Annotated in this window: 1 protein-coding gene; it reads right to left on the reverse strand. The window is 34.0% G+C overall.

What is annotated here, in order from left to right; genetic code table 11:
* Nucleotides 1–153: 153 nt before the first annotated feature.
* Complete coding sequence (locus V6251_RS15425) at nt 154–267, reverse strand: hypothetical protein (RefSeq protein WP_341589029.1); 114 nt, start codon at nt 265–267, stop codon at nt 154–156.
* Nucleotides 268–282: the final 15 nt, after the last annotated feature.

Raw genomic sequence — 282 nt, forward strand, 5'->3', positions numbered from 1 at the left:
ACAGGTTTCATGCGAAGCAATTTCAATATCTTCCCAATTACTGTTCTTGGGTATTTTTTCGTCTTTATTCATTAATACAGCGGTTTGATTAACTGTATTAATACTACTAAATGGTACGCCTTTTTCTAACAAACGTATGATTTCACGTAAAGGTTATTCTCCCATTCCGTACACCAACATATCTGCTTTAGAGGTTTCTAAAATTGTTGGCATTAATTGATCACTCCAATAATCGTAGTGTGTTACACGACGTAAAGATCCTTCAATACCACCATTTAAAAC

Source organism: Olleya sp. Ti.3.14, from assembly GCF_038154885.1.
In the GTDB taxonomy this organism is placed as follows: domain Bacteria; phylum Bacteroidota; class Bacteroidia; order Flavobacteriales; family Flavobacteriaceae; genus Olleya.